The sequence below is a fragment of the Neorhizobium phenanthreniclasticum genome (assembly GCF_040066075.1).
Classification (GTDB): domain Bacteria; phylum Pseudomonadota; class Alphaproteobacteria; order Rhizobiales; family Rhizobiaceae; genus Neorhizobium; species Neorhizobium petrolearium.
In genome coordinates, this window is sequence record NZ_JBEAAL010000031.1 from 31325 (window position 1) to 54915 (window position 23591).

Consider the following 23591-nt stretch of genomic DNA (forward strand, 5'->3'; position numbering starts at 1 on the left):
AATGACCTTGAAAACTCTCCTGTCCCGGCCCGGCCCGATCGTGGCCCCTGGGATCTACGACGCCCTGACGAGTTCCATCGCAACCGATGCCGGCTTTGAAGCGCTTTATCTCTCCGGCGCGGCGATCGCCTACACCAGGCTGGGTCGTCCGGACATCGGCCTCGTCTCGATGACGGAAGTCGCCGATGTGATCGAACTCGTGCGCCACCGTGTCGAGACGCCGGTCATCGTCGATGCCGACAATGGTTACGGCAATGCGCTGAATGTCCTGCGGACCGTCAAGACCTTCGAACGGGCTGGCGCCAGTGCCATCCAGCTTGAAGACCAGACGCTGCCGAAGCGTTGCGGCCATCTTCAGGACAAATCGCTGATCTCGGCATCCGAAATGGCCGGCAAGATCAAGGCGGCCGTTGATGCCCGGACAACGGAAGAAACCCTGATTATCGCCCGCACGGATGCCGTCGCCGTCGAAGGCTTCGAAGCGGCGATCGAACGCGCTTCGCATTATGCCGATGCCGGCGCAGACGTGCTGTTCGTCGAAGCCCCCCGCTCGCAGCAGCAGTTGGAAGCCGTCTGCAAGGCACTCGGCCACCGTTTGCCGCTGCTCGCCAACATGGTGGAAGGCGGCAATACGCCGATGATGACAGCAGGCGAACTCGGCGCACTCGGCTTCAAGATTGTCATCTTCCCAGGCGGCATCGTACGGGCCATCGCCCGCACCGCACAGGATTACTATCATTCGCTCCAGGCCAATGGCAGCAATGAGCCCTTCCGCGACCGGATGTTCCAGTTCAACGACCTGAATGAACTGATCGGAACGCCGGAAATGCTTCAAGCCGGGCGCGAGTACGAAACCTTCGTTCCACCGAAGGGCGCCTCCAAGAAGGGCAATGCAGCATGACCACGAAAACGCTCGATCCCGTAACACTCGCCATCCTCAATGGACGGCTGGAACAGATCGCCGACGAGATGGACGCGACGCTATATCGCTCCGCGTTCAACCCTATCATCGCCGAAGCGCGCGACGCCTGCCACGGTCTCTACCACGCGGAAACCGGCGCGACGCTCGTTCAGGGCACGCGAGGTCTGCCGATTTTCGTGGGCGCCATGGCCTTTGCGGTGAAAGCGGTCATCGAGAAGGTGGCCCGAGATGGCAATCTTTCGCCGGGCGATACTTTCCTCTTCAACGATCCCTATGCCGGCGGTACACATCTGAACGACTTCCGGCTCGTGAGGCCGGTTTTCCGCGACGACAAGCTCTATTGCTGGATCGCCTCGGTCGGCCACTGGCTGGATATCGGCGGCAATGTGCCAGGAGGCTTCAACGCCAAGGCAACGGAAAGTTTCCAGGAAGGCGTGCGCATCCCGGTCGTCAAGCTCTTCACCAAGGGCGTCATCAACAACGACATTGTCGAGATCCTTTCTGCCAATTCGCGAGTGCCGCTATCCAACTACGGCGACCTGAACGGTCAGCTGAACGCGCTCGACCTTGGCGAACGAAGGCTCGGCGAGCTACTGGACAGCTATGGCAACGACACGGTGGAGGCAGCGTTCGAGGCCTTTTCGAACCGCGCCGAAGCAATGATGCGCGAGGAAATCCGCGCCCTGCCGGATGGCACATATGTCTTCGAAGACTATCTCGACAATGACGGGATCACGCCGGACAAACTCACCATCGCGCTCGACCTGACGATCAGGGGCGATGAGATGGTGCTGGACTTCTCCCGCTCCTCCGGCCCCTGCGCCGGACCGCTCAACATCGCCTATTCGACGGCGGCCGCCTGCTGCTACGTGGCGCTGAAGCATGTCTTCACCAGCGTGCCGGCCAATGCCGGCTGCCTGCGGCCGATCGAGTTCGTCATTCCGGAAACCACGCTGCTTGGCGTCAAGCCGCCGAAGCCGGTCGGCGGGTATACGGAAATCATCCTGCGCGTCATCGGCGTCGTGTTCGGCGCGCTTGCGCAGGCCGATCCCGCCCGCGCCACAGCTGGCCCGTTCGGCACGATCAATGCGCTTTCCATCGCCGGTTACCGCGATGACGGTTCGCGTTACGTGATGTTCTCCTTCTTCGGTGGCGGCCTTGGCGGCAATCCCGAAAGCGACGGCTTGAACCACGCCAACAACCCGATCTCCATGGCGACCATTCCGCCGGCAGAAATCATGGAAGCCTCCTATCCGGTGCTCTTCACCCAATGGGCGCTGCGGCCGGATTCGGCCGGTGCCGGTTATCACCGCGGCGGTGTCGGCGCGATCTACGAGGTCGAGGCCATGACCGACGCGGATGTCTTCCTGCTCGGCGAACGCGGCGTCTACGCGCCCTTCGGCGTCGCCGGCGGCGGGGAAGCGGCGCTCAACCGCTTCACCTGGCAGGCTGATGACGGCGAACACTCGCCACCGCTTGCCTCCAAGGTCGCGGATGTCCGCATCAAGCCCGGCCAGCGCGTGCGCATCGAAGCCCCCGGCGGCGGCGGTTTCGGCAATCCGAAGACGCGGCCTGCCGAAAAGGTGGCCCGCGACGTCCGCCTCGGCTTCGTCAGCCGTGAAGCAGCCCGCGAGATCTACGGCGTCGAAACCGATGCCGCAGGCAATATCGATATGACTGCGACGATGAAACTGCGTGAAGGAGCTGCCGCATGAACACCAACGTAAAGACGGGCGGCGCCTCCGTCGTCGGCGTCGATGTCGGCGGTACGTTCACCGACCTCTTTTTCCACGACGCTGCGACCGGCCGTTTCCGGACCGCCAAGGTTTCCTCCAACCGCGGCGATGAGGCGATCGGCTTCCTCGAAGGCCTGAAGACCTTCGGCTCGATCGCTGAACTCGGCTCTATCGTGCACGGCACGACGGTTGGTACCAATGCACTTCTGGAGCGCAAGGGCGCCTGCACTGCGCTCATCACTACGACCGGTTTCCGCGACGTTTTGGAAATGCGACGCCGCGACCGGCTGAATACCTGGGGTCTATGGGGCGACTTCGTACCCGTGATCGAACGGGACCTGCGTTTCGAAGTGAACGAACGTATTCTGGCGGATGGTACCGTTCGCAAAACGCTCGATCCGGAAGAAGTCAAGGCCGCCGCCCGCCGTGCGCTCGCTGCGGGTGCCGAGGCGCTCGCCATTGTTTTCATCAACGCCTATGCCAACCCGGCCAACGAACTCGTAGCGCTGGACGCCGCCCAATCGGTCTGGCCGAACGAGAACGTCGCGTGCTCTTCACAGATCCTGCCCGAGATCCGCGAATTCGAACGCACCTCCACTACGGCGCTTAATGCCTATCTGCAGCCAGTCGTCGGCGGGTATCTTCGCAAGCTGACGGATGCGCTGAAAAGCGAAGCCTTTAGCGGACGATTCCACATCGTCCAGTCGAACGGTGGCGTCATGTCGACGGAGACAGCACGTCGCCTGCCGGTGCGCACAGCCCTGTCCGGTCCCGCGGCCGGCGTCATCGCTGCGGCGGCAATCTCCAAGGCGGCTGGTTTCCCGAACATCATCACCGGCGATCTCGGCGGCACGTCCTTCGACGTTTCGCTGGTCGTCGAGGGCGAGACCTCCCTTGCTGCCCAGACAACGATCGACTTCGGCCTCGTCATCCGCACGCCGATGATCGAAATCACCACGATCGGCGCCGGCGGCGGTTCGATCGCCCATGTGGATGCTGGCGGACTGTTGCAGGTCGGGCCGGAAAGCGCCGGCTCGCGCCCCGGCCCGGTCGCTTATGGGCAGGGCAATACGCGCCCGACGCTGACCGACGCCAATATCGTGCTCGGCCGCATCAATGCCGACCGCCCAATCGGCGGCAAGCTCGCGCGTCTCGACGTCGAAGCCGCCAAGAAGGCCATCGAGGAACATGTGGCCAAGCCTACCGGCCTCGGTGTGATGGAATCCGCCGAAGCGATCGTAAAGATCGCCGACGGGCGGATGGCCGGCGCCATCCGCCTCGTTTCCATCGAACGCGGCCATGATCCGGCGAAATTCGTTGCCGTACCGTTCGGCGGCGGCGGCGCACTGCATGCCGGCTCATTGATAAAGGATGTCGGCCTGCAGGCCGCACTCGTGCCGCGTTTTCCGGGCGTCACCTCGGCGCTCGGCTGCGTCATAGCCGACATTCGCCACGACCAGGTGCAGACCGTCAACCTGACGGTCGCGGCACTCGACACCGAAGTCCTCGACAAGCGTATGGTGGCGGAGGCGGAAGCCGCCCGTCAGATCGTTGAGGAAGCCGGCCTGCAGATAGAGCGTATCGATGTCATTTTCGAACTCGACATGCACTATGTCGGCCAGACTCACACGGTTTCCGTGCCGCTGCCGGTGACGGTCGAAAATGGCTCGACAGGCGTAACCCGCGAGATTGTCCAGGCCGCATTCGATGCGGCATATCAGTCATCATTCAGCCGGCTGCTACCGGGCCTCCAGGCCAAGATCGTCAACCTGCGAACCTCGGCGATCGGTCGCCGGCCGCATTTCAGCCTCGGGGCACTGGCTCCGGAACCGGGTACGACCGTGGAACAGGCGAAGCGCGGCAACCGCCCCGTCTGGTTCGATGGCGGTTGGCATGACACGGCGATCTATGCCCGCCTCGAACTGCCGGTTGGCGCGGTGATCCAAGGACCGGCCATCCTCGAACAGCCGGACGCGACCGTATTGGTCGATCCAGACCTCATGGCTCGCGTCGACGACTTCGGCAACGTGATCATGGAGCGGAAGGGATGAGCAAGTCCGCCATTCCGGTTGAGAAAACTGGTCTGATCATCGTCGATCTCACCAACGATTTCCTGGCCCCGAATGGGGCTTATGGGCGCGCCGGCCAAGGCGCACAGGAGATCGCAGCCCTTCCGGAAAGGATCAAGCCGCTGGTCGACCTCCTGCGCGCCAAAGGCGGTTGGGTGATCTCGGCACAGTTCACGCTAGTGCCGGCCAAAGGCGGCGAGCCGATTATCTCGCCGCATCTGAAGGAACTGCGCCCCTTCCTCGGCAAGGGTGACTTCGCGCCCGGAAGCTGGGGCAACAGCCTGGTTGACACGCTGGCGCCGGCCGATCTGGTGGTGGAGAAAGTTGCATATTCCTCCTTCTACATGACGCGACTCGAATGGGTTTTGAAGAAATGCGGCATCGAGCGCCTGCTTGTCGGCGGCATCGTCACCAATGGTGGCGTCGCTTCCACGGTCCGCGACGCGCATGTCCGGGATTTCGACACGACCGTGCTTTCCGACGGCTGCGCCGCCTTTTCGCAAGCCACCCATAACGTCGCGATCGAGGCGCTGAAACCAGTCGCCCGCGTCGCCACCATTGCCGAAATCTGCGCCGAGCTCGGCTGAGCCAAACAATCGGAGGATATCATGCCCGTTATCGAGACCACGCTGATCGAAGGATATGACGCGGAGACGAAAGCGCGTCTGATGAAGGGCATGGCGCGCGTGGTGCGCTCTGTGATCGCGGCGGTGCCGGAAGGCACGATCACCGTCATCCGTGAAGTAAGCCCGAGCTCCTATGCCCGCGGCGGTATTCCGCGAGTGCCTGGTCCGCCACTCCCGCCGGCAACGGATTTCGTCGCCGACTTTGCGAAGGCGCTCGCAAGTGGCGATGCGGCGAAGGCGTCCGCATTTCTCACGCCAGAATTTACCGCCACGGATACCAAAGGTGCCACGATCAATCTCGCCGGGCTGATGAACGCCGCAGCCGGTCGGGTCTATGTTCGCTTCGACGAATCCGTCAACGACGAGAACGTGCTGGTGTTTGCCGAAGGTAGGGCCGGTTCCGCCCGCTTCATCGAACGCTTCACCATTTCCGGAAAGCTGATTTCCGGATACACAATCTGGACCACCGCATGAACAGCGCAGGTGACAAGGCCGACATCGTCATCATAGGCGCTGGCGCAGCCGGCCTTTGCGCCGCGCTTGCCGCCTGTGAAGCTGGTCTTTCCGTCATTGTGCTGGAGCGCGACACGGAGCCGGCTGGCAACACGGCGATGACACTCGGCATGCTTCCGGGCGCCGGCACGCGTTTCCAGCGCGAGAAGGGCATCAAGGATACGCCCCAGCTTTTCCTCGCCGACATCATGAAGAAGGCCAAGGGCAAGACCGACGAGCATCTTGCCCGTGCCGTTGCACAAGCTTCCGGTCCCGCCGTCGAATGGCTGCATGACCGGCACGGCGTGCATTTTGAACTGCTGGACGACATTCTTTATCCAGGGCATGCGCGCCATCGTTATCACGTCCCGAAAAGCCGAACCGGCGTCGAGATGGAGGCCAATCTTCTCAGGGCCGCGCAGGCTGCCGGTGCGCAGATCGTCACGGGCGCATTGGTACAGCAGCTGTTGTCGGCGGAAAACGGCCAAGTGGAGGCGGTCGGCTATAGCCTCAACGGTAAAGACAAGGTGATGGGTGCTGGCGCGGTCGTGTTGGCAACGGGCGGTTATGGCGCGGATGCCTCCATCGTCGCGCGACACATTCCCAGCATGGCGGATGCGGTTTTTTGCGGCCATCACGGCTCGACGGGCGACGCGCTGCGCTGGGGCGAAAAACTCGGCGCGGCCACAGCCGATCTTGGCGGCTATCAGGGTCATTGCGTGGCCGACGGTCCCGACCTGCCCGTCACTTGGGCATTGGTCATCCGCGGCGGTTTCCAGGTGAATTCGACCGGCAGGCGTTTTTCCAACGAGATGAGCGGTTATTCCGAGCAGGCCTCCGAATTGCTGAGCCAGCCCGACGGCACCGCTTGGACGATCTACGACAAACGCTGCGAAGAGCCGGCGCTGACGTTTCAGGATTATCACCGCGTGCTGGAAAGCGGTTCGGTCGTAACGGCGGATAGCATCGGCGAGCTCGCCGACAAGATCGATGTTCCACACGAAGCACTGCAGGCGAGTTTTGACCAGGTCTCCGCGGCGATCGGCGGCCTTTCGGCTGATCCGTTCGGCCGGGAGTTTACCGACTTGATGCCGCTCGAAGCGCCTTTTCTGGCGGTTCGGGTCCGAGGAGCGCTGTTTCACACCCAGGGCGGCCTGATGGTCGATGCATCAGCGCGCGTGCTGCGGTCGGATGGTTCGGCGCTACCCAATCTCTTTGCCGCCGGCGGCGCGGCACGTGGTCTCTCCGGCCCGGCTTCTTACGGTTATCTCGGCGGCAACGGCCTGCTGACGGCCGTTGTTCTTGGGCGTTTCGCCGGAGAAGGCGCCGCGGCGCTGCTGGGCAGCGCAAGACAAACGAAATGATGTGGAGGATCTGAGTTTGGCCAAGGTTCTAGTGATCGTCCCCTTTCCGATGGACGAGGACAATCTTTCGAAGCGTAAGGCACAACTCGACGCGGTCAGGCTTGGCGAGGGCATCGAGTTCGATTTCAAGCCGGTGCGCATCGCGCCGGTCAATTATGTCAGCCAGCAGGATTCGGTGCTCGCCGATGTCGGTATTCTGGAAGCCGGACTGCAGGCACAGGCTGAGGGTTACGACGCGGTTTGCATTGATACGATGAGCGATTCCGGCATGTCGGCGCTGCGTTCGGTGCTCGATATTCCGGTTATCGGCCCAGGCCGCCATTCCATGCTGCTGGCACTAACGCTTGGCGAAAAGTTCTCGATCCTCGCCATGTGGGATCGCTGGCGGCATCTCTATACGAAGACGCTCGCCGAGCTCGGTCTGCAGCACAAATGCGCCTCGCTACGTTCCGCCGGACTGCAACCGAATAACCAGAGCCTGCTCGCTGGCAAGGAAGACGAATTCTTCCCGGCGCTTTACGAAGCGGCGATGCGCTGCATCGAGGAGGACGGCGCCGATGTGATTATCCTCGGCTCGACCACGATGCACGAGGCACATGCCTATCTCGCCGAGCGCCTGCCTGTACCGATCATCAATCCGGGTCCATTGACCTATCGGCTTGCCGATGCAGCGATCAAACTGAAGCTCGCACATAGTCGCGTTTCCTACCCCTCCCCTTCGCAGATCGCAACCAAACGCCTGGCCGAAATGGGCAAGATTGCAGCCGGACTTTGAGGAGGACCAAAATGACCCGCATTCTTCTACTGTCGCCCGCCGACCTCGACCTAGCCGATGAGGTCATCGTCACCGGCGTCACCGATTCCGACACCGAAACCGTCCATCGCCGTGTCATCTATCCCTCCTGCCCGCCGATCGGCGCGCATGACTGGGCGCTTGCCGACCTCGCCATCATGGCCGCCGGACAGGACGCACAGGCTGAAGGCTTCGACGCAGTCTGCCTCGCCGATTTTGGAGATTACGGCGCCAACGCACTTCGTTCGCTGCTGGATATTCCGGTCGTCACCGCCGGCCGTGCGTCCATGCTGCATGCGCTTACGCTTGGCGCTCATTTCAGTGTGCTCACCGGAGAACGGGATTATGCCCGCGTTAAGAAACTCGTGCACGAATATGCGCTCGACTCGCAGTGCGCCGGCATTCATCTGTTGAGGCCCGGGGCCGAGGTCCTGGATGTGGTCGGTAAGGCCGAAGTGCTGGTGATCGCCGGGGGAACGCAAAAGTCCGGATTTGATGTGCCTAATATCCCGATCGTCGATCCTGTTTCGCTGGTGGTGAAAATCGCTGAAAGCCTCGTGGGCCTTTGCCTTTCCCACAGCCGCCGCGCCTATCCGGTGCCGCAGATGCGTAAGGCGGCATTGATCAAGGCTATCTCGCACCAAAGTTAAGGCAGCGATCGAAAAGATCGAAGAGCATGTGAATGACGCCCTCTCAAAGGCGCGCGCGTGGTCAAGGGCGGCAAGTGGCATGCGCGGCAGATCTGGTTCGTGTTTTCCGCGTTGCCGAGGCCTTGGAATCCGGCATGACCGGTATCAATACAGGCCTTATATCGACGGCTGAAGCACCGTTCGGCAGAGTCAAGCTCGTCGGTCTCGGCGACTTAGGATTGCGTTGCAGCATCGAGGCCATCACCAAGGTCAAATATGTGTGCGTCGGCAGCGTTGGCTAATCAAAATGCTCCCTTGCGGCGACCGTTCTGCAAGGCGCATTCCCGCGGGCGTATGAACTTCCGAATTCCCGAAAGATTTGAACCCGATAGTGTTCCTTTGCAGTTGATCTTCGCTTTTGATTGAACTCACCATTTAGCCGAAACCGTTTCATTGGCGGCGTGATCTGTTTACTTTTCGTCACAAGCTATGGCTTGTGGGGCTACGTGTTCTTTTGATCTCGCATTAAAAGGACACGTGCGCGGAGCACATGCTCTTGCTCCAGGCTAGGCCGTTCCGGAGGCTATGCCGCAGTGGCTTGGTAGGTCGGATACGTGACGGACGCCTTCGGACGAACATCGGCAACATCTCAACCCTCGATAATGCCGTCGCCGCATTCAACTCGACGGAGCGACAGACAGGCAAGACGATCATCCGCACTAGCGTATGAGAGACTTCGGGATGCGATCGAGCCGATAGTTAGCGGATCGCCCTCAAGCCGGTGCCGACGGCCGGATCAATTCCGGCCGTTATCAGCGATATGCCACCCAGGCTTCCGAAGTGGGCAACAACATCGTCTTGAGGATATAGAACATCGAGCCTGTGTTTTTTGCAGTTGATAAGATCAGAATGAACGCCTCTGTTACCACAAGTTCCTCCGCAACAGATTTGTTAGGCGTGCCAAGAATTTGGTCCGGCTGGAATGACTGATTGGGGACCGACTTCGGACTAACGGTCTCCGCCGGCATGCACCAATTGCGGAGACCGGATTACTCACTTTCCGGGATGAAGCCTCCGGTCTGGCGTTTCCAGAGCCGGGCAAACAGCCCATCGCGCATGACAAGTTCGCCGGGTGTGCCCTCCTCGACGATACGTCCTCCATCCAGTACCACAATGCGATCCATCTTTGCGATGGTGGAAAGGCGATGGGCGATCGCAATAACCGTCTTTCCCTCGTAAAAGCGCAAGAGCAGGTTCACCAGTGTCGTTTTCCCGGCGCCGGACAAGCCTACAAGGCCGACCTTCTCGCCGGATTTGATGGTGAGCGATAGATCCTTGATAACCCGCTTTTCCGCCCGATACGCGAAGCTGACGTTCTGGAAACGGACTTCTCCGCCTATGACCACGATCTCTCCTGCTTCTGGCGGATCCACAATGGTCGGCGGGGTCGTCATCACCGGCATGGCGTCCTTGATCGTGCCGATCGCCTGGAAAACCTGCTGCCCCATCTGGAGAAAGGTGAAGGTGTGTCCCGAAAGACGCTGCAGGACATAGACGGCCGCAACGAACTCACCGACGGATATGAAGCCCTCGACCAGTCCGGTGAGCCCGATCGACAGGATGGTGAGCCAAAGCCCGGTATTGAGCGCAACGACGATGAGTTCCGAGGTCCGGTAGATCCGTTGCTCGCCGTGCTGCGTGTTGACCGCATTCTGGAGGACGCGACGGATGGCGCCGGCCTCACTGTCTTCCGCGGCGAATTGCTTGATCATCTGCATGTTGCCGTAGAGATCGTTGACGGTGCCGGCGATCAGGCTGCGCAACTTGGCGGTACGCCGGGATCGCTCGGTGAAGATCGGCGCCATCTTTACCGCCAGCACAACATTGAGCACGATCCAGACCACGACCGGCAACGCCAGTTGCCAAGCCAGGGCCCCGAGCAGCACCACCGATCCGGCCATCGACAGAATGAAACGCGGAATGGTCTGGAACGCGGCAATGATCTGCTGCTGAACGGCGGACGCGACCTGCGAGAGGCGCAAGACGACCTGTCCGGCGAAAAGATCGTGAAAAAAGGCAATGTCTTGCCGTTCCACGGCCTTGTGGCCCTGCCATTGGATTGCGACTGGCATCGCGACGCTCAAGGTGTGGGACTGAAGCGTGTTCAGCAGGAATGACGCGATAGGCAGTCCTGGAAACAGCAGCAGGCCCAGAAACGTCAGCAGCGGCCATTCGGCTCGCAGGAAGTTCGCCGCGCCCTGCTGGCTGACACCATCCACGACAACGGACAAGCCCCAGACAATCGTCAGATTGATCGCCTCGACGGCCATGGCGGCGAGTGCAAGCGCAATCAGCACCGCCCGGAACATCGAGATGAAATGCAGAAGGACGGCAACCGGTCTTTTGGAAGGCAGCGGCCGGTAAGGAATGTCCAGAGGCCGGATCAGCTTCTCGAACGGTCGGTAGATGGCGTCTGAAATCGACATGTCTCTATCGCTTCGAATATCGGCAAATACGGCGGTTCACTATCGCCACCGATAAGACCATCGTCGGCGCCGGGAGGCAACCTCAGAGGCGCCGCACACAGATGGCGATTCAGGTCTGAGAGCAGGCGGCGATCACGATGGCATCGCCACCAGCGGACAAGTGGAGGATTGACCCTCTGCGCCCTTTAGGGCGAATCGAGAGCGACCACTTCCGGGTAAAGAAGAACATGCCCAAGATCGGTGGCTTCCAGTCATTTAACTCGGCACGCCGAACAATAGCCGGTTTGACGATTTCGGCTTGCGGATGGCGGCAGGCGATCAGCGCTTAATGAAGGCGCCGTCCTTCATGATCATCGGCATATGCATACCCTGACGCGTGAGAAGCGTGAGATCATCGAGAGGGTTGCCATCGACCACGATCAGGTCGGCGAATGCGCCGGCGGCGATCGTGCCGATCTTGCCTTCCACCCGCAGCAGGCGCGCGGCGATATGGGTGGCCGAGGCGATGACGTCTATGGCTGGCAGAACCCGGCCGCGGATGACGAATTCTTCCGACTGGTGCACATGCATGCCACCCAAGAGGTCGCTGCCATAGGCCATCTGCAGGCCGGCCTCGCGCATGATCAAAAGCGATTCCATGCCGGCGAGACGAACATCATCGACCTTGGCCACCGATGCGGCTGGCAGGCCCATGGCTTCACCCTCGCTCGAAAGCTTGTCATAGGTGACGAGCGTCGGAACAGCGAAAGCTCCCCTTGATGCGGCAAGCTTCGCCGTCTCAGGTCCGATCAGGTTACAGTGTTCCAGCGAATGCACGCCACATTCGACCGCCCGGCGAATGGCCTGGTCGGTATAAAGATGCGCCGAGACATAGGTGCCGGCATTTTTCGCTTCCTCGACCACGGCAAGCAGCTCTTCGCGGGAAAAGCCGAGAAAGTGGATCGGGTCGGTCGGCGAGGATACGCCGCCATTGGCCATGATCTTGATGAAGTTGGCGCCGCTCTTGATCTCCTCGCGCGCGGCACGGCGAACTTCCGGAACGCCATCGACGATACGGCCGAGCGCACCCAACGGGAAGCTGCGAAGCTGCACCGGATTATCATTGAAGGGGCCGCGATAATCGCAATGACCGCCGGTCTGGGCCAGGGCCTTGCCGGAAATATTGAGGCGCGGCGTCGGCCAGGACGCTTCGAGGGCAGCGGCAACCAGGCCCGAGGTTGCACCACCGACATCGCGCACCGTGGTAAAACCGCGATTGAGCATTTCGCCCATCAGCTTGAACGCGCGCACCGTGACGAGCGTATCGGGAAGCTGGCCGTTGCGGCCGAGATCGGCAGTCGAGGCGACAACATGAACATGGGCATCGATCAGGCCCGGCATCAGGATCTTGCCGGAGAGATCGATGCGTTCGGCCGACGCGCTTGAGACCGAGGTGCCGACCTCACGGATCATGTTGCCTTCGATCCGCACATTGACCGGATCGCTCGGGCGATCGGCAGTGCCATCAACGATGCGGGCGTTCTCGAAGAGAATGTTTGTCATGAAACTTGTCCTGGGAATGTGTTCAGGCGCGCCGCGCCTCAAGATAGGCAGGGATAAGCAAAGGCGCATAGGCAGCCGCCTTCGCAAGATGCTCCTCGGTATAGGCACCGCTTTTATCGAGCAAGTTCATCGTGCCGATGGTCTCGCCGTTGTAGACGACGGGGATGTTGATGACGGCACCGAGACCGAGGCTGAAAATCAGCTCATGGTCGTAGAACGCCCAGACAATGGCGTCCCGGTCCGGCCCGAGAAAGGTCTCCTGCCGGTCAATGACCTTCTCGCCCCACGGGGTCGGGCCCATGAGCTTGCGGCCGAACACCGGATAGGCAGCCTCGTTGCTTGAATAGACGCGAGCGACCTCGTCGCCATCCCGGTAAAGCAGGGTGAAGAGGCCAAAGCCGATTTCCTGCGACAGGGCCTCTTCCAGAGCCTTGTAGAGCGTCGCGGGCTGGCCGGGCGCGCTGAGCATCGACAGAAGTTCCTTCACGGTGATGTCTCCGGTTTCGGTGCGGGGGCGATACGTTCGGGCAGAATGCCCTGCGGGCGCAGATGCAGGACACAGAGCAAGGCGAGGCCGACGAGAATTTCGCGGATTGCCGCCACCTGCCCCGGTTCAAGCACGGTGAAGAGCTCGCCGAGAAAACGCGTCGCTTCGAGGAAGAACACGACGAGATAGGCACCGGCAAGCGCTCCCACCGGCCGACCGACACCGCCTGCCGTTACCGCGAGGAAGATATAGATGGTAATCAGCGGCTGGAAATGATCCGGCGAAATATAGGTCTGGAAATGACCGTAGAGAGCCCCCGCCAGACCGGCAATCCCCGCCGAAAGCGCAAAGGTCTGCATCTTGAAACGGGTTACGGATTTACCGGCGAAGGTCGCCAGTTCCTGGTCTTCGCGGATCGCCTTCAGCACACGCCCGAATGGCGACAGATCGAGGCGGCGCATCGTCAGGAACACCCCGAGTACGATGACGCTGACCAGCGCGAGATAAAACAGGTTGAAGCCATCGACGCCGAGCTCTGCTCGAAACGGCGCGGGTATCCCCGATATGCCATCCGAGCCGCGGGTCAGCCAGCGCTCGTTGAGCGCCACCATGCGCACCACCTCGGCAAAACCGAGGGTCACGATGGCGAGATAGTCACCGCGCAGGCGAATGGTCGCAAAGGTGGCGAGGATGCCGGCGGCGGCACCGATCAGGCAGGCAAGCAACATGGCAAGCGGCAACGGAACGCCGGCAATCGCCACCAGCGCCGAGGCATAGGCACCGACGGCAAAGAAACCGGCGACGCCGAGATTGACCATGCCGACGCCGCCCCAGATCAGATTGAGGCTGAGCGCCAAGAGCGCGTAGATGCCGCCGAGTGTCAGCGTGAAGATGAGGTAAGACAGCATCAGGTGTTCCTTTCACCCAGAATGCCTGCGGGACGCAGCGACAGGATGAGGAGAATGGTGGCGAAGCCGACGGCCGAACGATAGGTGGCCGGCAGAACCAGCACGGCCAGTTCCTCACCGATGCCGATCATGGCCGCGCCAAGTACGGCTCCGGGGATCGACCCCAGTCCGCCCAGCACCGCGGCGGCGAAAATCGACAGCAACAAACGTGATCCCGTCATCGGATCGATGGCCGTGTCGAGACCGAGAAGCACGCCGCCGACACCCGCAAGGCCCGCCCCGAGCGCAACGGTGATCATGGCGATCCGGGCCGGGTCCATGCCGAAAAGCCTGCCAAGATCAGGATTGTCGGCAACCGCTCGCATGGCTTTGCCGAACCGGGTAAATCGCAGGAACAGAAACACCGCTGCCATGATGGCGATGGCAATCGCCGCCGTCTGCAACTGTTGCGGCCCGAATCTGAGGCCGGCAAAACGCCAGTCACGGGCGATCGGTAGATCGAATCCCTGAAGATCGTTGCCAAAGATGAAACGGATGACATTCTCGAGAATGAGATTGACCGCGATCGAGGCGATCGCCACCGCAAGCGCGCCGGAGGGACGCAGACGGGCAAGTGCCGTCTGCTCCGCAATCAGGCCGACTGCGCCGCCGGCAACAAATGCCACCAGCGCGGAAGGAAACACACCAAGTCCGAGCCCGCTATTGAAATACCAGGCTGCGAATGCGCCGACCGTGGCGTAGGCCCCTATGGCAAAGTTGACATAGCGCAGCACGGCAAAGATCGCCGTGAGGCCAAGGGCGGGAATGGCGATCAGCATCCCCGTCATGATACCGTTCAGTATTGCCTGCGCCACGATCGTCATCACGGCCTCACGCGATCTTCAGGAGCTTGAGCTTGGCACCTTCGACCTGTTCGTAGCGGAACTGACTGTCGGAGATGTCACCGGCAGCGGTGAAATCGCAGGGGCCGGAAGCGCCCTGATAGTTCACCGACTTGCCTTCGGCGATCAGCTTGAGACCATCGACCGCATTGTCGACGACCATGCCGCCCTCGGCCTGGGAAACCGAACGGATCGCATCGCGGATCGACTTGCCGTTGGCGGCGCTCGCCTTGGCGATGGCCATGATCACGAGGTTTGCCTGGTCGTAGACCTGCGTGGTGTAGGGATCCGGATTCTGCATGCCGATCAGCGACACCAGGCGCTTGTAGGCGCTGGACGATTCGGCCGGCGACGGCGCAATCGTGAAGATGCCTTCGACAATTTCCGGGGGAACGCTGTCGATAAGCTTCTGGTTGACGGAATAGGCGAAGGCGATCTTCTTGCCTTCGTAGCCGGCGCGGAAGATATCCTTGAGAAGGACAGCGGTATCCGCCGCGTAGCCGCCCAGCACGATGACATCGGGACCATAGGCCAGCATGTCATCGACTTCGCTGCGATAGGACGGCTTCTTGTCGTCATAGATCAGCGATTTCGTTTCGCCGCCGGCGGCGTTCACCGCCTTCGTGATATTGGTGAACTGGCTTTCCGCAAACGGGGTCTGCGGCGAGAAGAAGAACAGCTTCTTCACGCCCTGCTCCACGGCGAACTCACCAAACTTGCGGCCCTGGAGAATGGTCGTCGGCTGCGTCCGGATTATGTAGCCCTGATGCGGCAGCGCCGTGATGGCGTCGGCACCGGAGACGGTGGCCAGCATGGTGCCGGATTCCCAGCAGATCGGCGCAACCGCGGTCGTGACCGACGAGGCCCAGGTGCCGAGAATGGCCGAAACGCGATCGACATCCACCAGCTTGCGGGCGGCGCGAACACCGGCTTCCGGGTTCGTCTGGTCGTCTTCCGAAATGATCTCGATCTGGCGTCCCAGAACGCCGCCGGCCTTGTTCACCTCGCCGGCGACCGCCTTGATCGCCTTGACCATCACCGGCCCGTAGGGGCCGCCCGAGCCGGTCAGCGGCGTCAATGCGCCGATCTTGATGGCCCCGTCCTGTGCCATGACAGTGTGCGGTACAAGACCGGTTGCGGCGAGACCGGCCACGCCGCCCATGAAGCCGCGGCGACTGAATGTGAAGCTGCTCATGCGTTGTTCCCTCTTCTTTGATTGATTGCTGACCGTCTTCTCAACCGCCCAGGAACAGGCGGCGAACTTCAGGATCGGCGGCCAGTTCTCTGCCGCCGCCAGTGGCCGCGTTGCGACCGGTAACAATGACATAACCGCGGGTGGAGATCTCCAGCGCCTCAAGCGCGTGCTGCTCGACCATGAGGACGGGCAGACCGGACCGGTTGAGTTCGATGATCGCCATAAAAAGCTCCTCGGCCGCCTTCGGCGAAAGCCCTGCCGTTGGCTCATCGAGCAGCAGCAGCTTCGGCTCGGTCATCAGGCTCATGCCCATGGCGAGGAGTTGCCGCTGACCGCCGGAAAGCGTGCGCGCCAGCGCCTTTCGTTTGTCGGCCAGAACAGGATAGCGGGCATAGACAGCTTCGCGCCGGGCCGCCATGCCCGAGGGATTGCCGAAGCTGGCGATGTCGAGGTTCTCGGCCACCGACATCGCGCCGAACACGTTCTTTTCCTGCATCACGAAAGCCAGTCCGGCCTTCGAGCGACCGAGCGCATCCTGGCGGGTCAGATCGGCGCCATTCATTCGGACGCTGCCGCCCTTCAGCGGCACCAAACCGGCAATCGCCTTGAGAAGTGTCGATTTGCCCGCACCGTTCGGGCCGATGATCGTGACGATCTCGCCCGCTTGCACGTCGATCGATGCACCTTTCAGGATTTCCTCTGCAGCGCCATAACCGGCCACAAGACTTTCAGCCTTCAACATGATCAGTGCCTTCCTCCGAGATAGGCTTCCTGCACCCGTTCGTCGGAGACGACCTCGGTAAAGCTGCCTTCGGTGAGCTTGCGGCCTTCGGCCATGACGATGACCGGATCGCAGAGACTCCCGATCAGCTTCATGTCGTGCTCGATCAGGCAGATGGTCACACCTTCGGCATTCAATGCCTTCAGATGCTCAGCGATTTCCGCTGTCAGAGTGGGGTTGACGCCGGCCATGGGTTCATCGAGCAGGATCAGCCGAGGCTTGGCCATCAGCGCCCGGCCGATCTCGACAAGCTTCTTCTGGCCGCCCGACAGCGCCGTTACCGGATTGTCGATCACATGGGTGAGGCGCAGCCGGCGGGCGATGGACAAAGCTTCCTCCGCCAGTTGTTCCTCGTGGCGCCGTCCGGCCGCGCTGCCGGTGAGGCTGGCCAGCAGGCCTTCTCCAGGATGGTTCTGGCCATAAAGCATGAAGTGCTGGAATACGGTGAGTTTTGGAAAACCCCGCGCGAGCTGGAAGGTACGGACCAGACCCGCGGCCACACGATCCTGGCTTCTGGCCCGGGTGATGTTGACACCGTCGAACATCACCGAACCGCTATCGGGCATATAAAGCCCCGAGATGCAGTTGAAGAAGGTTGATTTGCCGGCGCCGTTCGGACCGATGAGACCGGTGATGGCCCCCTCTATGACATCGAGATCGACGCCCGTCAGAACCTTGACACCATAGAAGCTTCGCCGGAGATCCCTTACCTGAAGAATTGACTTCATGGCTGCGGCTCCGAGTGTTTTGCGATCGTCGAAAAGTAGTCCCTGACCTGCTGCTTCCAGAACTCAAGCAGAGTTTCGTAATAGGTCGAATCCGCAGGACGTAGCACCGTCTGTGCAATCATTCCTCGGATCAGGCACATGGTGGCGTTCATGACGATGCGGACGCTGGCGGGATCTGCCTGCCGGTGGGCGGCAAGCGCCGTCCAGATCGCATCGAGACGATCATGAAACTCGTGCACGACGGGTATTAGGCCGGCGCGGAAGCCTTCGTTATGGCGCGCCTCGGGCAGGTATTCCAAGGTCACGTAGAAGAGTCGGTCGAACATGACCCGCCAGAGATAGTCGACGATCTCGTCGGTCGAACCGCCACGACGGCCGTAGGTGTCGGCAAAGGCCGCCAGCTTCGTGTTGACCTGCGTCAGGTGGTCAGCGACCGCGCTGATCACCAAGTCTTCCTTGGTGGCGAAATGATGGGTCAGCGCACCGCGCGACACCCCGGCTTTACGGGCGATCTCTGGGGTCGACATCTTGTTGAACCCCTGATCGTGAAGAAGTGCAATCGTGGCGTCGAACAACGCCTGGCGCGTTTCGCTGGATCGTTCACTTTGCGTGCGTGTACGTCGCGCGCCCGAAGGCCGCGTCTTGACTGAACTCACGATGTCCCCTCGGCTTTTTGCCAATTCTTAAGTCGGCAACCATTGGCGCCGCTTCTGTTGCAGCAATGGTTTACATGTAAAAAACAAACAGTCAAGTTTGTTTTTTACTGCACCTGCAACGGCAATAAGCAGGGCGCCAATCGTCCCTCGTGTCGCTTCGTCACGCTGATTTCCTCGATTTGCTTGTTGGCGCCGGGGAAGTCCGGCCCATAGGAACAAATCGCTGGTTTCAAAGCCATTCCAGCGTCGGCGGGCAGCTTTTCCAACCTCACCCCCTGGGGTTGCCAAAAGAGGCACGCGCGGCGTGTTTTGAATCTGGTGAGACGGCGGCTGGGGACGACGGGAGGGGTAACGTACCGGCGGCGGCGCTGATCATGCTGATGAGAAGACATCGATCATTCACGTCGTTCTCCGCTGACGGCGCGAAGCCCCCATACGGCCTCTCTTTTGGGCTGGTCTGGCACCGGACCGGCCCTGGCCTGCAACGACTCCGCCGACCTTCTTCCCCTGACCGCAGGCGGTCATTCCTCGCGAGCCAACAAGCTTGGCTGCCACCGTCCTTCGCTAACGCTGCGGACCTGCGGATGCATTCCGTCCAATCCGTCGCCTCTCGACCGCCATCGAGGCCGCATCGGGCGGCTTCGAACAACCTCAGGAGATCAAGACAATGGCTCAGATCGGCACCTTCACCCGCGACGAAACCGGCGCCTACAACGGCGCCATCAAGACCCTCACCCTCAACGTCAAGGCATCCATCAAGCCCTGCGACCGCGACAACGACCGCGCACCCGACTTCCGGGTCACAGCAACGGGTGTCGAGTTCGGAGCAGGCTGGAGCCGGACCCCCGCGAAACGGGCGCCGAATACCTCTCGCTCAAGCTCGACGATCCGTCCTTCACGGCGCCCGTCTACGCCTTCCTCGTCCAGGGCGACAAGGGCGAGCACAAGCTCATCCGGTCCCGCTGACCAGCATCACGGCGCTCCGCTCAAAGCGGGGCGCCCTCATTCGATCACATAGCCCAGCGCGCGATAACCCACTCGTCGCTTTGCGGCCATTCGGGCCAGCACCGGAACGGTGCTGTCGACATAGTCGACGACCAGGACGTCCCGCTTGCCATCATGCTGACGATGCAGACGTCCGACATACTGCGCCAAAGTGCCTTTCCAGGCGATCGGCATGGTCAGGAATAGTGTGTCGAGTCGGGCGTCATCGAAGCCCTCCCCGATATAGCGGCCTATCGCAAGTATCAGACGCTCATCATCGTCTGCGACATTCAACGCCGTGTTGGCTTGCTTGCGATCCTTCGCCGACATGCCGCCGCGTAGCACCACCAGATTTTTTACAAACGGCGAGAACTTCTGCTGCAGATAATCGAGGTGATCCTTACGCTCCGTCAGCAGGATGGGCGAACGTTTGGCCTCGAGGGATTTCAACACGTCATCGAATATCAGGTCATTTCGGCCTTCGTCCTGCGCAAGGGCTGCATAGATTGCTGGCATTGACGGGCGCTCGACCGAGGCGAGTGACGCTGGCAACTCAAACTTCGTCGAACGGTCGCGGGCACGATGGCGAATACCACGCTCGGCAGCTTGAACTCTTGCATTAACCCGATGGCGAACGGGGCCGCATTGCATGAAGATGATCGGATGATGGCCGTCTTTTCGGGCGACGGTGGCAGATAGGCCGACGACATATCGCGCTTTGGATCTGCGAGCGACAAGCTCAAAGCTTGCAGCGGACAGGTGATGGCATTCGTCGACAATCAGATGACCGTAATTACCCACGATGTCATCGACCTCGCCATTCCGAACCAGGCTTTGGATCAGCGCCACATCAATGATCCCAGTTGGCTTTCTTTTCCCGCCACCGATGATGCCGATCTGCTTTGGGTCGATGCTCAGGAAGGAACTCAGACGCTCCACCCATTGGGTGAGAAGCTCCCTGCGGTGAACAAGAACCAGCGTGTTGCGGCTTCGATGTGCTACGAGTGCAGCTGCGACAACTGTCTTGCCGAAGGCGGTCGTGGCGGCGAGCACGCCGTTATCGTTGGCGACAACAGCATCAAAGGCCCGCGATTGTGGCTGGCGAAGCATCCCTTGGAAGGAGACGCCGGCGGGTAAAGGCTCTCCGTCTTCGCGGTGATCCTCCAGATTGGCGGTCACGCCATAGCTCTTGATGAGTTCAATTGCTTCGTCGAAGCAGCCTCGTGGCAGCGCGACATGGCGCGGGTGAAGCTCGGCACAGGAGATGATCCGAGGCTTGCCAGATGTCGGCAATCGCATTGCTTGCGCGCGATAGAATTCCGGGTTCTGGAATGCTGCCAGACGCACGAACTGCGCAATCAGCGCGGACGGAAGCTCGGTCCTATCGATGTAAACCTGGTCGGCGATTACAACCTTGATGCTTTGCGGGATCGCAGCCTCAATTCGCCGCGGCTCGCTACGACGTGACGGCAACATCTTCCACGGCTCATCGGCATGTTCGTCATCGACCGGCATCCGGACGCCCAAGACCCGTCCCGCCAATTCGGCTTCGTCGGCAATCCTGAAGACTTCGTCCACCGATAACCTGGGCAAAGACGACAGGTACGCCCACTGGTCATCGTAAGGTCGTAAGTCGCCATCGACAAAAACGCTGTTGCCATTTTCACGGGCTTTCCTTTGCAGGGGAAGCGCGATCAGATTGCCGAAGCCGCCAAGTGGCATCGTGTCCTGATTGGGAAAGAAACGGTCATAAGACGTGAAGCCGATCTCAGGGCGGTTCTCCATCGTCTCTGTGATCAGCGCGGCACCCAGTTGACGGGCGATCCTGGCCGGAATGGGCTCGGCGAAGAATATCCAGACATGGCCTCCGTTTCCCGACCTCGAGCGTTCGAGGGCTGCGGCAATACCTTTTGCACGACATGTTACCAGCAAAGCTCTGGTATCATCCGCCCAGCTTTCCTTGTCGAAGTCAGCAGCAAGGAACCAGCATGTTTCGTCTTGCAGCAATGGATATACGCCGGCAGCAAAGTCGCTTGAGCGAGCATCGCCGCCACGGAGGTGCTTTTCGATGATATCTTCGGAATATGGGATGAAAGCCTGATGCGGGCAGTCCCCGCATTTCACCTTCGGCTTGCCGCAGATTCCTTTCGCCCACTCATTAGAACAGGCCGGTGAATAGCCGGAGCGTCCGTCCTTCTTATTGTTCCAGCGAACAGGGAAGACGTCGGGCCGACCGGCAAACAGCTGCCGAAATAACTCCACCTTCTCCATCGACGGTGAGCTGTTGGTAACAGGGGCGTCGGCGAAGGCTGGCTTCTCTGCGTCGGCCTGGCTATCGGAAATCAGCTGTTGCTCAAACGCTTCCAGTTCACGCTCAAGCGCCTTCCGCTCATCATTCAGATCAGCCAGCCGCCGTCGAATGCGAGCAATGTTCTCCCATGCATCATTCTTTTCCGCCAACTTTGCAGCTTTCGCCAAAATGATCGTGGGGATCAGCATAGGCCAAAGGCGTCCGTTTTTTAAGACGCACTATCCATCTCAGCCTCCGGAATTATGCGGAGAGAAATCCGCAGAAATCACCGGCAAATCCGGCCTTCAGCGACCGACACTCTGCATAATCACGTTCTCAGCATAATGCAGAGCGACATTTTGCGGTGCACCGCAAAACACCGAATTCGGCGCCGGCGGGCAGAAGACCGCCCGGAAAACCGAACGCGACTACATCTCCGTCAGGCTAGACGACCCGTCCTTCCCCCAGCCGATCCAGGCAATCCTCGTCGAGGTGGCCGGAGAGAAAGGCCTACAGCTCATCTGGTACCGCCCGAAGCAGCGGCCGCACTGAGGACCAGGACGATGTGGCCCCGCCGAGAGGCGGGGCCGGCTGACGTCGGAAGCGAAGATCGCGGGGGCAGGGCCCGTCGCGATCTTATTTTCGTGCGCCAGGACAGACAGGATTGCCGGATCGACCGGCGATCCTGTCTGTCGCACTCCATTGTCTCGCGATTCCAGGGAGGCCGGACTTGCTACCGCCAGCGTGCCGCGAAGCGCGCCTGGCGACAGCGACTTGCCATACATCTCGAGAATGGCCGCGACATCCTTCAGGATGCTGGTGAGCGGTGCCCCGCCAACATGTGAAAACTCCATGTCGCCGCGCTCGAACAAGGCGAGGCAGATCTCCCCGGAATCATGGCGCGACTGATAGGCAAGCCCGTCCGGCCGGTCCGGGTGATCCCAAAGCGCGTCGGTCCACAGGCCGCAAGGTCCATACGGGCCGGTGGAGATCGCGTTGTCGGTGCCGACCGCCTGCAGCCCAGTTCCGTGCATCCGCACAATCTTGAGAGGACGGGCACAGGCAAGCTCGCTCACCGAGCGGCCGGTGATTTCCGTCATCGACACCATCAGGCGCTGCGGATTGCGCAGGATGGTTTCCGCCAGCGCGCCGGCGCGGCTCGTGCCGACATAAAGGACGCCGAAGCGTCCGGTGGTGCTGTCGAAGCGGTTCGTCGCCGGCACGCCGCCGCCAGGCCCGAAAAAGACCGGCTCCAGCGCACTGCGATGCACGCGATGGAGGATCTGCCCCGCTGGAATAATATCGATCGGCAACCCGGACCCCACGAGCCAATCGGGGGGCGGTGGGGCAGCGCCCGATGGCCCTCTATCTTTTCCGGACGCCATCAGGCGAAGCCGTCCGAGCCCTCGGCGCGGACCAGCCGCGCGACCGCGTCGCGCTCGCCGGCGCGCAGCGCGGCAAGCGGCGTGCGACCGCCGAGCACCGCGTCGGGCGCTAGCAGGAAATCGAGCGCGATCCAGGGGCCGGCGGCCGAGAAGCCGCGCACCACGTCGGCGATTCCGGCAACTGTCTCACCCTGATCGAACTGGCAGGCCGGATACCGCCAGTCGCTGCCCTCGCGCACCGCAAGCAGCGCGCCGGTCCGCCGGCGCTTGTCGACGGCCTGACGGCTGATGCCGAGGATCCGGCCCGCCTCGTCGGCCGACACCGCGCCGCCGGCCCGCGCCAGCAACTGCTGGCGGTGTTCGACATTGCGCGCGAGTGCCGGAACAAGTGGATCGAGATCGGTGACGGCGGATCCCACCATCTCCGAATGGCTGAGCAATTGCGCCAGCGAACCCGCATCGGTCGGCGCAGCCAGCGCGTCGGCCAGATCCTTGGCAGACACATTGGCCGAGATGCGCTCCAGCGCCGACATGGCCCGGCGCAGAAATGCCGCCTGGATCGAGTCCGGATCAGTGTGAATATTGAGCACTAGGCCCACGGGTACATGGGACATGATTGCAATCTCTGCGGTTGTCG

20 protein-coding genes and 6 pseudogenes are annotated in these 23591 nt (G+C 61.3%); 13 read left to right on the forward strand and 13 right to left on the reverse strand.

What is annotated here, in order from left to right:
• Window position 1: 1 nt before the first annotated feature.
• The 10 genes and pseudogenes from ABK249_RS28360 to ABK249_RS28405 all read left to right on the forward strand — a co-directional run.
• On the forward strand, window positions 2-901 hold the full coding sequence (locus tag ABK249_RS28360; protein WP_227705608.1) for an isocitrate lyase/PEP mutase family protein: 900 nt from the start codon (window positions 2-4) through the stop codon (window positions 899-901).
• Window positions 898-2637: a hydantoinase B/oxoprolinase family protein gene (locus ABK249_RS28365; RefSeq protein ID WP_227705607.1), complete on the forward strand. Its 1740-nt coding sequence runs from the start codon at window positions 898-900 to the stop codon at window positions 2635-2637. Before ABK249_RS28360 ends, ABK249_RS28365 begins: the two co-directional genes overlap by 4 nt.
• Complete coding sequence (locus ABK249_RS28370) at window positions 2634-4709, forward strand: hydantoinase/oxoprolinase family protein (RefSeq protein WP_037144933.1); 2076 nt, start codon at window positions 2634-2636, stop codon at window positions 4707-4709. The genes ABK249_RS28365 and ABK249_RS28370 overlap by 4 nt, the downstream gene beginning before the upstream one ends.
• Window positions 4706-5314 carry a cysteine hydrolase family protein gene (locus tag ABK249_RS28375; RefSeq protein WP_037144930.1) on the forward strand — a complete coding sequence of 203 codons (609 nt, stop codon included), beginning with the start codon at window positions 4706-4708 and terminating at the stop codon, window positions 5312-5314. Before ABK249_RS28370 ends, ABK249_RS28375 begins: the two co-directional genes overlap by 4 nt.
• 21 nt (window positions 5315-5335) lie before the next feature.
• Window positions 5336-5827 carry a tautomerase family protein gene (locus ABK249_RS28380; protein ID WP_052182546.1) on the forward strand — a complete coding sequence of 164 codons (492 nt, stop codon included), beginning with the start codon at window positions 5336-5338 and terminating at the stop codon, window positions 5825-5827.
• On the forward strand, window positions 5824-7209 hold the full coding sequence (locus tag ABK249_RS28385; RefSeq protein WP_227705606.1) for an FAD-dependent oxidoreductase: 1386 nt from the start codon (window positions 5824-5826) through the stop codon (window positions 7207-7209). Before ABK249_RS28380 ends, ABK249_RS28385 begins: the two co-directional genes overlap by 4 nt.
• A gap of 16 nt (window positions 7210-7225) precedes the next feature.
• The gene (locus tag ABK249_RS28390; protein ID WP_037145899.1) at window positions 7226-7984 is read left to right on the forward strand and encodes an aspartate/glutamate racemase family protein; all 759 of its coding nucleotides are present in this window, start codon (window positions 7226-7228) and stop codon (window positions 7982-7984) included.
• 11 nt (window positions 7985-7995) lie between these two features.
• Entirely contained in the window at window positions 7996-8652 is a 657-nt protein-coding gene (locus ABK249_RS28395; RefSeq protein ID WP_037144924.1) for an aspartate/glutamate racemase family protein, read from the forward strand.
• An 83-nt stretch (window positions 8653-8735) separates the two neighbouring features.
• Window positions 8736-8933 (forward strand): annotated as a pseudogene (locus ABK249_RS28400) (aldehyde dehydrogenase family protein); the annotation flags it as partial.
• Window positions 8934-9223: 290 nt separating this feature from the next.
• A pseudogene (locus ABK249_RS28405) lies at window positions 9224-9361 on the forward strand (NADP-dependent oxidoreductase); the annotation flags it as partial.
• A 319-nt stretch (window positions 9362-9680) separates the two neighbouring features.
• Here the strand turns inward: ABK249_RS28405 and ABK249_RS28410 are convergent.
• Entirely contained in the window at window positions 9681-11117 is a 1437-nt protein-coding gene (locus ABK249_RS28410) for an ABC transporter transmembrane domain-containing protein (protein ID WP_227705605.1), read from the reverse strand.
• Window positions 11118-11311: 194 nt separating this feature from the next.
• Between ABK249_RS28410 and ABK249_RS28415 the strand changes: the two are divergent.
• Window positions 11312-11401: pseudogene (locus tag ABK249_RS28415) on the forward strand (DDE-type integrase/transposase/recombinase); the annotation flags it as partial.
• 34 nt (window positions 11402-11435) lie between these two features.
• On the opposite strand, the gene ABK249_RS28420 reads toward ABK249_RS28415, so the two are convergent.
• The 9 genes from ABK249_RS28420 to ABK249_RS28460 form a co-directional block, all read right to left on the reverse strand.
• On the reverse strand, window positions 11436-12659 hold the full coding sequence (locus tag ABK249_RS28420; protein WP_227705604.1) for a metal-dependent hydrolase family protein: 1224 nt from the start codon (window positions 12657-12659) through the stop codon (window positions 11436-11438).
• A 22-nt stretch (window positions 12660-12681) separates the two neighbouring features.
• Window positions 12682-13146, reverse strand: coding sequence for a GAF domain-containing protein (locus ABK249_RS28425; protein ID WP_227705603.1), 465 nt, complete (start codon window positions 13144-13146; stop codon window positions 12682-12684).
• Window positions 13143-14054, reverse strand: a complete 912-nt coding sequence (locus tag ABK249_RS28430) for a branched-chain amino acid ABC transporter permease (protein ID WP_037155460.1) — start codon at window positions 14052-14054, stop codon at window positions 13143-13145. Before ABK249_RS28430 ends, ABK249_RS28425 begins: the two co-directional genes overlap by 4 nt.
• Window positions 14054-14917 carry a branched-chain amino acid ABC transporter permease gene (locus ABK249_RS28435; protein WP_227705602.1) on the reverse strand — a complete coding sequence of 288 codons (864 nt, stop codon included), beginning with the start codon at window positions 14915-14917 and terminating at the stop codon, window positions 14054-14056. Before ABK249_RS28435 ends, ABK249_RS28430 begins: the two co-directional genes overlap by 1 nt.
• 7 nt (window positions 14918-14924) lie before the next feature.
• The gene (locus ABK249_RS28440) at window positions 14925-16130 is read right to left on the reverse strand and encodes an ABC transporter substrate-binding protein (RefSeq protein WP_037155466.1); all 1206 of its coding nucleotides are present in this window, start codon (window positions 16128-16130) and stop codon (window positions 14925-14927) included.
• A 40-nt stretch (window positions 16131-16170) separates the two neighbouring features.
• On the reverse strand, window positions 16171-16872 hold the full coding sequence (locus tag ABK249_RS28445; protein WP_037155469.1) for an ABC transporter ATP-binding protein: 702 nt from the start codon (window positions 16870-16872) through the stop codon (window positions 16171-16173).
• Window positions 16873-16874: 2 nt separating this feature from the next.
• Window positions 16875-17639, reverse strand: coding sequence for an ABC transporter ATP-binding protein (locus ABK249_RS28450; protein ID WP_037155472.1), 765 nt, complete (start codon window positions 17637-17639; stop codon window positions 16875-16877).
• Entirely contained in the window at window positions 17636-18295 is a 660-nt protein-coding gene (locus ABK249_RS28455) for a TetR/AcrR family transcriptional regulator (RefSeq protein WP_037155475.1), read from the reverse strand. Before ABK249_RS28455 ends, ABK249_RS28450 begins: the two co-directional genes overlap by 4 nt.
• 104 nt (window positions 18296-18399) lie before the next feature.
• Window positions 18400-18561 carry a hypothetical protein gene (locus tag ABK249_RS28460; protein WP_161784785.1) on the reverse strand — a complete coding sequence of 54 codons (162 nt, stop codon included), beginning with the start codon at window positions 18559-18561 and terminating at the stop codon, window positions 18400-18402.
• Between the two features lie 401 nt (window positions 18562-18962).
• Between ABK249_RS28460 and ABK249_RS28465 the strand changes: the two are divergent.
• Window positions 18963-19261, forward strand: a pseudogene (locus ABK249_RS28465) (DUF736 domain-containing protein).
• A gap of 36 nt (window positions 19262-19297) precedes the next feature.
• Here the strand turns inward: ABK249_RS28465 and ABK249_RS28470 are convergent.
• Window positions 19298-21778 carry a TOTE conflict system archaeo-eukaryotic primase domain-containing protein gene (locus ABK249_RS28470; protein WP_227705601.1) on the reverse strand — a complete coding sequence of 827 codons (2481 nt, stop codon included), beginning with the start codon at window positions 21776-21778 and terminating at the stop codon, window positions 19298-19300.
• Window positions 21779-21944: 166 nt separating this feature from the next.
• Here ABK249_RS28470 and ABK249_RS28475 point away from each other — a divergent pair.
• Window positions 21945-22121, forward strand: a pseudogene (locus ABK249_RS28475) (DUF736 family protein); the annotation flags it as partial.
• A gap of 209 nt (window positions 22122-22330) precedes the next feature.
• Here the strand turns inward: ABK249_RS28475 and ABK249_RS28480 are convergent.
• Both ABK249_RS28480 and ABK249_RS28485 read right to left on the reverse strand, forming a co-directional pair.
• A pseudogene (locus ABK249_RS28480) lies at window positions 22331-22954 on the reverse strand (RES family NAD+ phosphorylase); the annotation flags it as partial.
• Window positions 22954-23568: a helix-turn-helix domain-containing protein gene (locus tag ABK249_RS28485; RefSeq protein WP_037155496.1), complete on the reverse strand. Its 615-nt coding sequence runs from the start codon at window positions 23566-23568 to the stop codon at window positions 22954-22956. The pseudogene ABK249_RS28480 and the gene ABK249_RS28485, both read right to left, overlap by 1 nt.
• Window positions 23569-23591 lie beyond the last annotated feature (23 nt).